The 9,671-nt window shown below is 54.1% G+C and carries 7 protein-coding genes and 1 tRNA gene; 3 read left to right on the forward strand and 5 right to left on the reverse strand.

The window, feature by feature from the left end:
* Positions 1-20: 20 nt before the first annotated feature.
* A complete protein-coding gene (dpaL, locus tag JTI98_RS08630) occupies positions 21-1,217 on the reverse strand; it encodes a diaminopropionate ammonia-lyase (RefSeq protein WP_216082130.1) in 1,197 nt (398 codons plus the stop codon).
* Positions 1,218-1,273: 56 nt separating this feature from the next.
* Entirely contained in the window at positions 1,274-2,461 is a 1,188-nt protein-coding gene (ygeW, locus tag JTI98_RS08635; protein ID WP_042999387.1) for a knotted carbamoyltransferase YgeW, read from the reverse strand.
* Between the two features lie 467 nt (positions 2,462-2,928).
* Here ygeW and JTI98_RS08640 point away from each other — a divergent pair, with 467 nt between their 5' ends.
* Positions 2,929-4,707 carry a sigma-54-dependent Fis family transcriptional regulator gene (locus JTI98_RS08640; RefSeq protein ID WP_042999388.1) on the forward strand — a complete coding sequence of 593 codons (1,779 nt, stop codon included), beginning with the start codon at positions 2,929-2,931 and terminating at the stop codon, positions 4,705-4,707.
* 88 nt (positions 4,708-4,795) lie between these two features.
* Here JTI98_RS08640 and xdhC read toward each other — a convergent pair whose 3' ends face one another.
* From xdhC to xdhA, 3 genes are read right to left on the reverse strand one after another with little or no spacing between them, the layout of a single operon-like run.
* Entirely contained in the window at positions 4,796-5,275 is a 480-nt protein-coding gene (gene xdhC, locus JTI98_RS08645; protein ID WP_042999389.1) for a xanthine dehydrogenase iron sulfur-binding subunit XdhC, read from the reverse strand.
* Positions 5,272-6,150, reverse strand: coding sequence for a xanthine dehydrogenase FAD-binding subunit XdhB (gene xdhB / locus JTI98_RS08650; protein WP_044327729.1), 879 nt, complete (start codon positions 6,148-6,150; stop codon positions 5,272-5,274). Before xdhB ends, xdhC begins: the two co-directional genes overlap by 4 nt.
* Positions 6,151-6,160: 10 nt before the next feature.
* The gene (xdhA, locus tag JTI98_RS08655; RefSeq protein WP_216082131.1) at positions 6,161-8,458 is read right to left on the reverse strand and encodes a xanthine dehydrogenase molybdenum-binding subunit XdhA; all 2,298 of its coding nucleotides are present in this window, start codon (positions 8,456-8,458) and stop codon (positions 6,161-6,163) included.
* A gap of 321 nt (positions 8,459-8,779) precedes the next feature.
* On the opposite strand from xdhA, the gene actS reads away from it, so the two are divergent.
* A complete protein-coding gene (actS, locus tag JTI98_RS08660) occupies positions 8,780-9,517 on the forward strand; it encodes an amidase activator ActS (RefSeq protein ID WP_042999392.1) in 738 nt (245 codons plus the stop codon).
* 79 nt (positions 9,518-9,596) lie between these two features.
* Positions 9,597-9,670 (forward strand) — tRNA-Gly (locus JTI98_RS08665).
* Position 9,671 lies beyond the last annotated feature (1 nt).

Below are 9,671 nucleotides of genomic sequence, written 5' to 3' on the forward strand. Positions count from 1 at the left end.
GAGCGTTTTCCAATAGGGGGTTACAGTGCGACCGGATGTTTGCCTTCCCAGACCACTTCCCGGTAGTGCTTCACATCGGTATCGCCTTCGGTACTGATGACCAGCACAACGGCATCTTTATCTAACGCCAGTTTGTCCATCAGGGCCTGGCGCTGTGGGTGATGATGGACAGCAGCCAGAACGCCCAACCCTACGGCGCCGGACTCGCCGGAGATCACCCGTGGGTCGCTGCCAAAAGGATTACCCAGCACGCGCATGCCCAGCGCGGCGACGCTGTCCTGGCAGGAGATAAATTGGGTGGCGCAGTTGCGCAGAATTTCCCAGCCGAGCGGGTTAGGTTCACCACAGGCCAGACCGGCCATGATGGTTGCCATATCTCCCCCAACGTTGACGATGTCGCCTTTCACGCCGGAACGATAAATGCAGTCCGCTTTGTCCGGTTCGACGATAATGCTGTGCAGGTTTTGCGGGCCATAGACGTCGACCAGATAGCCCAGCACGCCGCCCGCCATGGCGCCAACGCCAGCCTGTAACAGCACGTGGGTCGGTGTGACGTCCAGGGCGCGCATTTGCTCAACGGCCTCATCGGCCAGCGTGGCGTAGCCCTGCATAATCCAGGTGGGGATTTTGGTGTAACCTTCCCACGCGGTGTCCTGCACCACTTCCCAGCCGTTTTGTTGGGCGTGCTGCATGGTCAGACGAACGGTATCGTCATAGTTCATGTCGGTGACAATGCACTCCGCGCCGAGGTTGAGAATGGCGTCCACGCGTTCTTGCGCTGAGCCTTTCGGCATGTAAATCACCGCATGTTGTCCGAGCTGTTGTGCCGCCCAGGCAATACCGCGACCGTGGTTACCGTCGGTGGTGGTGGCAAACGTCATTTTTTCGCCGATGGCGTTTTTGAGCTGTTCGAAAGAGAGCGTCTCAATATCAAGATGATATTTCTCACACAACAGGCAGGCGATGGCAAAAGCCCCGCCGAGCATCTTGAACGCGTTCAGTCCAAAGCGTTTTGACTCATCCTTCACGAGGATTTTCTTCACGCCAAACAGTCGGGCGAGGTCATCCAGCTCACAGAGCGGCGTTGGGTGGTAGCCAGCGATCTTTTGATGGAACTGGCGAGCCACTTTGGCCTGTTTTTGCGAAAAAAGGGGCGATGTTTCACCGTTGTAAAAGCGGTTATCGGCAATATCGATCTTCAGTGAGAAAACGGACATATCCTATCCTTTTGGCCTCCGGAAAGGAGAGCCGACCGGCAGGTCGGCTCAGGGGGTTATTTCACGCGCGGTTGCGCTTCTTTCAACAACTGCTCCAGCAGTACGCCAGGCTTCGGATATTTGCGGGAGAGGATCATCGCGGCGATGATGTAGGGCTTCCAACTGGCTTCTTTGTACGTTGCGATGCGGTATTTTTCGAATACGGCGTCGGTGACTTCCCCTTCTTTGCAGGAGACGCCGCTGATATCCGCGGGCAGGCAGTGCATATACAGCGCTTCGCCGTCGCGGGTGAGTTGCATCATTTCTTCAGTGCAGTGCCAGTTTTTATGCTTTGCGTTTTGCTCAAGACACTGTCTTTCCAGCTCTTTCAGGGCCGCGTGATCGTTAGCGCGCAGAAGTTCGGTACGTTCTTCCATCACTTTGTAAGGCGCCCATGATTTCGGATAGACGATGTCGGCATCTTTGAAGGCTTCTTCCATGCTGGTGACCTGGCGGAAGCTGCCGCCGGACGCGTTCGCATTGTTTTTCGCCACTTCAATCACGTCCGGGATCAGGTCATATCCTTCCGGATGCGCCAGGGTGACGTCCATACCGAAGCGGGTCATCAGACCGATAATGCCTTGTGGCACAGAGAGGGGTTTGCCGTAGCTGGGTGAGTAGGCCCAGGTCATGGCGATTTTTTTACCCTTAAGGTTTTCCAGCGAACCAAAATGTTCACGTAGCCAGGCCAAATCCGCCATCGCCTGTGTTGGATGGTCGATATCGCATTGCAGGTTAACTAACGCCGGACGCTGCGGCAGCACGCCCTGTTTGTAGCCGTCATCCAGCGCGGCGCCGACTTCACGCATATAGGCGTTGCCCGCACCAAGATACATGTCGTCGCGAATACCAATGGCGTCGGCGCAGAAGGAGATCATATTGGCCGTTTCGCGGACGGTTTCGCCGTGCGCGATTTGTGATTTTCCTTCGTCCAGATCCTGCTGAGCCAGGCCGAGCAGGTTAAGGGCGGACGCGTAAGAAAAGCGGGTACGGGTGGAGTTATCGCGGAAAACAGAAATCCCTAATCCACTATTGAAGACTTTTGTCGCGATGTTTTCGGCACGCAGCATCTTCAGCGCAGCAGCGACGTCCAGGACTTGTTTCAGTTCATCCGGCGTCTGTTCCCACGTAAGCAAAAAATCCTTCTCGTGAAGGTGTGAGGTCAGCGAATTGATATCCTTTATCAGCTCATTAACAGTTTTCATTGTAAGGTCCTGGTAGTGGAATGACGGCAAGGTGGCTTATTCGCGGTAATGACAAGCGGCATCACCGATATACCAGGGACTAACAATATGCGTGCCAAAATGAATCCGACGGCGGATAAATAGGAAATCATCAGGCAATATGTGGCACTGATCACAGAATAAAGCTATCTGTAATTCGTCATGAATATACGAAAACGTTTGGCTTAATAAATAACGCAATGTGTCAATGAACTGACTGACAGAATAATACGCGGATGAAGAGTAAATATCGTCAGTTTGATAAACTCACTGCGCTGATTCTCATATTGATATAGAAATGTGATTTCTCTTGCATATTTTCATTATAAAATGATAAAGAGCCTGTGTTTTTATCAAAGCAAATTTTGTCTGAGTTAGTATCCTTATATTCTACGAACCATCAATGTCTTCAATGATCAATCATTTAAGTGATTCCGGAAGGTAAGACTATGGTGCTTGCAACAACGCAGTCCATTTTGATGCAGATTCAACCTACCATTCAGCGTTTCGCCAGAATGCTTGCCAGCGTTTTGCAACTCGAAGTTGAGATCGTCGATGATAACCTCTGCCGCGTCGCGGGAACCGGCGCTTACGGGAAATACCTCGGACGCCCGTTGAGCGGTAACTCCAGACTGTTGCGCTATGTACTGGAAAGTAAAAAAGAAAAGGTTGTGACGCATTCCCGCTTTGACCCGCTCTGTGAAGGCTGCGATAGCAAAGATAACTGTCGCGAGAAGGCTTTTCTGGGAACCCCCGTCATTCTGCAGGACCGCTGTGTAGGAGTGATCAGTTTGATTGCCGTAACGCATGAACAGCAGGAACATATCAATGACAACCTGCGCGAGTTTTCAGACTATGTTCGCCATATATCCACTATTTTTGTTTCAAAACTTCTCGAAGATCAGAGTGGGAGTGACAACATCAGTAAAATATTTTCGACAATGATCGAGAATATGGATCAAGGTGTATTGGTCATTGATGAAGACAACCGCGTACAGTTCGCGAATCAAACCGCGTTAAAAATTCTTGGTGCGGTGCAGAATAATATGGTGGGAAAGTCGGTCAGGTTTCGGCCATTAACGTTTGAAAGTAATTTCACGCACGGGCATATGCAGCATATCGTCTCCTGGGATGATAAAAGTGAACTGATCATTGGTCAGTTGCATCATGTGCAGGGACGGCAGTTATTCCTGATGGCCTTCCATCAGTCGCATACCAGTTCCTCTGTATCGATTGCCACCGATGAACCGCATATTGAACAACTGGTGGGTGAATGCCGGGTTATGCGCCAGCTTAAGCGGCTGATCGGCCGTATTGCCCCCAGTCCGTCCAGCGTCATGATTGTGGGGGAGAGCGGCACCGGAAAAGAGGTGGTCGCGCGCGCCATTCACAAACTCAGCGATCGACGCAATAAACCGTTTATCGCCATCAACTGCGCGGCGATACCGGAGCAGTTGCTGGAAAGTGAACTGTTTGGCTATGTTAAAGGCGCATTCACCGGCGCCTCCGCCAATGGGAAAACGGGCCTGATTCAGGCGGCAAACAGTGGAACGCTATTTCTCGATGAAATTGGCGATATGCCCTTGATGCTACAGGCTAAACTGCTCAGGGCGATTGAAGCGAGGGAAGTGTTGCCGCTTGGCGCGAGCAGTCCGGTTCAGGTCGACATCCGCATTATTTCAGCTACCAATCAGAACCTTGGGCAGTTTATCGCAGAAGGCAAATTCCGCGAAGATCTGTTCTATCGACTGAACGTCATCCCACTGACTCTGCCCCCGCTACGTGAACGACAGGACGATATTGAGCTACTGGTGCACTATTTCCTGCATCTGCATACTCGCCGTTTAGGGCTGGTCTATCCGGGGATTGCACCGGATGTGGTGACCCTGCTCAGACACCATCAGTGGCCGGGAAATCTGCGTGAATTAAGCAACCTGATGGAATATCTGGTCAACGTGGTCCCTTCAGGCGAGGTGATCGACAGTACGCTTTTACCGCCAAATCTGATCAACAACGGTAAAGCGCCGGAATCCGTTGGAGCGGTCGCTCATGCGGCGCAGTTGCTGTCTGAGGACACCGGCGGAACCGCACTGGAAGAGATGGAAAAGCAGATGATTCGCGAAGCGCTATCTCGCCACTCCAACAAAAAACAGGTGGCGGATGAGTTAGGCATTGGGATTGCCACGCTTTATCGCAAGATCAAAAAGTACGAGTTGCTGAACGCATAACTCAACGCACAACCGCGTTCAGGTTGCATCAGGGGGCGAGTGTGTGAACGCTACTGACCCGGAGGCAACCTGAAGGATGCGGTGTTAATTATTCAGGCTCAGTGCAGCGCTGGACGGTATCGACAATCATCTGATAGCCGGTGCAACGGCACAAATTCCCCGCCAGACCACGACGGATCTCCAGAATGGTTAATGGTTTTTCCCGCGGTTTTGCCAGCAATGCGGTGGTCGCCATAATCAGACCCGGCGTGCAAAAACCACACTGCACGGCACCGGATGTCGCATAAGCCATCTGAACACGCGAGAGCTGACTGCCAGCCGATTCACCTTCCAGGGTACGGATCTGTTTTCCTGCTGCCCACGCGGCAAGGTACAGGCAACTGTCGATGGCCGTACCGTCAACCAGCACCGTACAGGCTCCACATTCACCGACACAGCATCCCTGTTTGACGCTCAACAACCCTTGTTCGCGCAGGAGTTCAGAGAGCGGCATCCCCGGCATGATGCTGAGCTGAAAAGGGTGATCATTAATGACGCATTCCAGCGTGATTCGGTTAGTGTCATTCATTGCAGCTTTCCTCCCGCCGCGACAACGGCTTCAGTAACCACTTTCCGGGTCATCGTCTGGATGAGATGCAGACGAAATTCCTTACTTGCCCGCCAGGAAGATCGCGGGGCGACGTCCTGCAGAACGGATTCGGCGATCGCGTCCAGCGTCTGGTGGGTCAATGGCGCATTTTGCGCCGCGCTCTCTGCATGCTGACAGCGAACTGGTGTCGGAGCCGCAACGCCGAATGCCAGACGAAGTTCTTTAAAACCGCCGTTATCCAGTTGGCATCGTGCCGCACAACCAATGGTCGAGATGTCCATCGCATCGCGCATGGCATATTTAAAATGCGCGCTGCCAGTATGCGCCCTCGGCTGCGGTGGAAAATGAAAGGCGACAAGGATTTCATCTTGCTCAAGAGCAACTTTTCCGGGGCCGGTGTGAAAACCGTTGATGCTGGTAAAACGCACCCCTTTTGGCGAGGCGATCTCAAGCGTGGCGTCATAAATCAGCGTTGGCGTGGCCGAGTCTGCGCTGGTTGCGCCATTACAGATATTCCCGCCGTAGGTCGCGACATTACGGATTTGCGGTCCGGCGATGGAGGTAGCTGCCGCACACAGGGCTGGCAGATGTCGTTGCGCGACGGGATGCTCGATAATCTCGCTAAAGGTGGTGGCGGAACCGATACGCAACCTCTCTTCCTTCGACAGGGTAATGCCTCGTAATTCGGGCAGATCATGGATATCGACGATATGACGGTAACGCGCATTGTGATGATGAAGTTGGATCAGTACGTCGGTTCCGCCGGCGAGCAGTTTCGCCTGCGGATAGCGCGCCAGCAGGCTGACAGCCCCGGCAATGTCTGAAGCGCGATGATAAGAAGCAAAGTCAAACATGATCATATCCTCAAATCAAGCCAGCCTGGTGGAACTCCGCATATAACCGCTTTGGCGTCAGTGGCAGCGTATCAATCGCAACGCCTGTGGCCATTTTCACTGCGTTACGAATGGCTGCAGCAACAGGAATAATAGGCGGCTCGCCGAGGGATTTATGTCCATACGCCGACTGCGGCTCCTGCGTTTCAACGAATGCGCTCTCCAGTTGCGGCAGGTCAGGCATGGTCGGCATTTTGTAATCAAGGAGATTCGGGTTACGCACCAGACCACTTTCCCCATCAATGATCATCTCTTCAAACAGCGACCAGCCAATGCCCATTCCCATCCCGCCATGCACCTGACCTTCCGCCAGTTGAGGGTTCAGAATATGGCCGGAATCGTGGACATTGAGGATGCGGTTGATGGTGACCTTGCACAGGGCGATATCGACGCTCAGATCGACAAACGTGCAGCCAAACGCCGGTGGGTTAGTGGTGGTTTTCACCGAGCATTCCGCAGACAACTGACCGCCGCGCTCCGGATGATAAAACGCATCCATCGCCAGCTCTTTTAAGGACAGCAACGGTGAGTCCGGGCGATCGATAAGGACGATGTGGCCTGCCGTCAGCGTCAGGCTCATGACGGACTGATGCAGCATGTCGGCAGCGTGAAGAAGGATCTTATCGCGCAGTTGAAGTGCTGCCTTGCGCAGTGCCGGTGCGGTGACATAGCTTTGGCGAGAGGCGAAGGCGCCAGGGTCGAAGGGGGTAATGTCGGTATCCTGGGTTGAAATAACGCGTACATCGCTGACTGGTACGCCGAGAGTTTCCGCCACCATCTGTGAGAAAACGGTATCCGCCCCCTGACCGATTTCCGTCGCTCCGCTCTGCACGTTGATCGTTCCGTCCTGATTCATCAGCAGACGGGCACCGGCGATCTCCACGCCGACCGGCCAGGTGTTGGAGGTATAACTAAAACAGGCGACGCCGACGCCCCGGCGGATGTTGCCTTGCTGGTGCAGACATTCAGCGCGACGGGCGTCCCACTCAAACAGCGCGCGGCCTTTTTGCAGACATTCCGGGAGCCCCGCGCTGTAGATCCGTTTGCCAGTAATCGGGTTCGTGTCGCCTTCGCAGGCCGCATTGCGCAACCGAACCTCGACCGGATCGAGACCCAGCGCCGTCGCGGCGTCATCCAGCATCGATTCTACGGCAAAGATCACCTGCGGCGCGCCGTAGCCGCGCATCGCGCCAGCGGAAGGTAGATTGGTATAGCAGGTGGTGGAACGGTAAGCGTATGCGCTACGGGGATAGAGGTAGGCCACTTTGTTGCCGCCCGCCGAGGCGATGGAATGCCCGTGTGAGGCGTAAGCGCCAGTATTTGACAGAACATCCAGACGATAGCCTTGCAACGTGCCGTCGCGATTGAGCCCTATCTGTCCATCCATCGTGAACGCATGGCGGGTACGGGAAGCGAGAAAACACTCTTCACGGCTGAGAGAGACTTTCACTGGAATACCGCCCAGTTTGCGCGTCAGGAAAGCGGCCATGGGTTCTTCCAGCACATCCTGCTTGTTTCCAAATCCGCCGCCGACGTAAGGTTTGATAACCCGCACGCATGACCACGGAATGCCCAATGCCTGGCCCACGACCCGGCGTACGATGTGTGGGATCTGCGTGCTGGAGACGATGGAGATTCGCGAGTCATCTTCCATCCAGGCCAATGAAGTGACGCTTTCCATATGGCAATGTTGAATCACCGGCGTCTGGTAATGTCCCTGGAGTTGGTAATCAGCGGCATCAATGGCCTGCTGGACATTCCCGGTGGTCATTTCACTGCGATTGAGCAAATTACCGCCTGGGTGAATAGGGACAGCATCATCCGCCAGAGCCGCTTCTGGCGTGGTGATCACCGGGAGTTTTTCCCATTCCACATTCACCAGCAAGGCCGCTTTTTCTGCGGTTAACTCGTCCCTTGCCACAACAATCGCGACCGCATCGCCATGATGGCGTACGTGGCGGGTCAACAGAAAACGGTCGGCGGTGTCACGTTTGTTCTCATCCAGCGTCCAGGCGTGCCCTGCCGTGGCGAAGGGAATATCCGGTACATCTTCCCAGGTAAACACGGCCAGTACACCGGGCAGGCTTTTCGCCTTGTCACAGTTGATGCTGGTGGCGTAACCGTGGGCAATCGGACTGCGAACGTATTTGGCATAACACATGCCCGCCATCATGTAATCATCAGTATATCGAGCCCGCCCGGTCACTTTAGCGATGGCATCCACGCGCATGCATGACTCTCCGGTAGCGGTTGCTTCCCGCGCATCCATAAACGTCCCCTTGATTTAACAATTCGGTTCCTGAACAACCGTTAAATCAGGCAAGAATTACGCCAGAAGCGCAAAGTTGCGCCGTGAGAAAAGGGAAGTGTGACGGAGATAATAATATGGTCTGTCGGGAGAGGGATCCGACCTTTGACGATGAGCACTTTGCGTATCATTATGAGTTTAATCAACTCATTGTGATACACGGTAAGTGGCTGTGATAGCGTTTATCAGGCGGTCCATGAGGGGACTTACCGATTCAATAAATTTGGCATCCGGATTATGGCTGCTATCATATGGCGTCTGTGAATATTGCGAGGAACGGTTTTGAGCGCAGGACGCCTGAAGAAAAATAGCCTGGGTATTGCCATGCTGCTTTGTGCGGGATTGCTTGTCGTGGGCTGCTCGGGGAGCAAATCGTCTGATTCTGGCGCCGTTTATACCGTCAAACGGGGAGATACCCTTTACCGTATTTCACGCACGACAGGCACCAGCGTCAAAGACCTTGCGCGTCTGAACGGCATTTCGCCGCCGTACACCATTGAAGTTGGGCAAAAGCTGAAGCTCGGTGGTTCGAAAACGGCCTCATCGAAATCCACTAAAAAGTCGTCTACCAAAACAGCCTCCGCGAGACCGTCTTCTTCCGTGCCGCAATCGTCCTGGCCACCGGTAGGGCAACGTTGTTGGCAGTGGCCTGCCAGCGGTAAGGTGATCCTGCCTTATTCCACTGCGGATGGAGGGAATAAGGGGATCGACATTTCCGCTGCCCGCGGTACGCCGGTTTATGCCGCCGGGGCAGGGAAGGTGGTCTACGTGGGCAACCAACTGCGGGGCTACGGTAATCTCATTATGATCAAACACAGTGAAGATTACATTACCGCCTACGCTCACAACGACACGATGCTGGTAAATAACGGGCAAAGCGTGAAGGCGGGACAGAAAATCGCCACGATGGGCAGTACTGATGCGGCCTCGGTGCGGTTGCACTTCCAGATTCGCTACCGTGCGACGGCCATCGACCCGCTGCGTTACCTGCCGCCGCAGGGCAGCAAACCGAAATGCTGACGGTGAATTAATCGCCAGTCAGCTGGTCTGTCCCTTGCCAACAAGAGCGTAAGGTTTATAATGCCTTACGCACTCCAAAGCGGGCGTAGTTCAATGGTAGAACGAGAGCTTCCCAAGCTCTATACGAGGGTTCGATTCCCTTCGCCCGCTCCAG

The organism is Citrobacter sp. MGH 55 (assembly GCF_016906145.1).
Classification (GTDB): domain Bacteria; phylum Pseudomonadota; class Gammaproteobacteria; order Enterobacterales; family Enterobacteriaceae; genus Citrobacter_A; species Citrobacter_A amalonaticus.

Bases quoted from the DNA above. Each gene is read 5' to 3' on its own strand.
- dpaL (WP_216082130.1), bottom strand. From the start codon at position 1,217: ATGTCCGTTTTCTCACTGAAGATCGATATTGCCGATAACCGCTTTTAC.
- ygeW (WP_042999387.1), bottom strand. From the start codon at position 2,461: ATGAAAACTGTTAATGAGCTGATAAAGGATATCAATTCGCTGACCTCA.
- JTI98_RS08640 (WP_042999388.1), top strand. From the start codon at position 2,929: ATGGTGCTTGCAACAACGCAGTCCATTTTGATGCAGATTCAACCTACC.
- xdhC (WP_042999389.1), bottom strand. From the start codon at position 5,275: ATGAATGACACTAACCGAATCACGCTGGAATGCGTCATTAATGATCAC.
- xdhB (WP_044327729.1), bottom strand. From the start codon at position 6,150: ATGTTTGACTTTGCTTCTTATCATCGCGCTTCAGACATTGCCGGGGCT.
- xdhA (WP_216082131.1), bottom strand. From the start codon at position 8,458: ATGGATGCGCGGGAAGCAACCGCTACCGGAGAGTCATGCATGCGCGTG.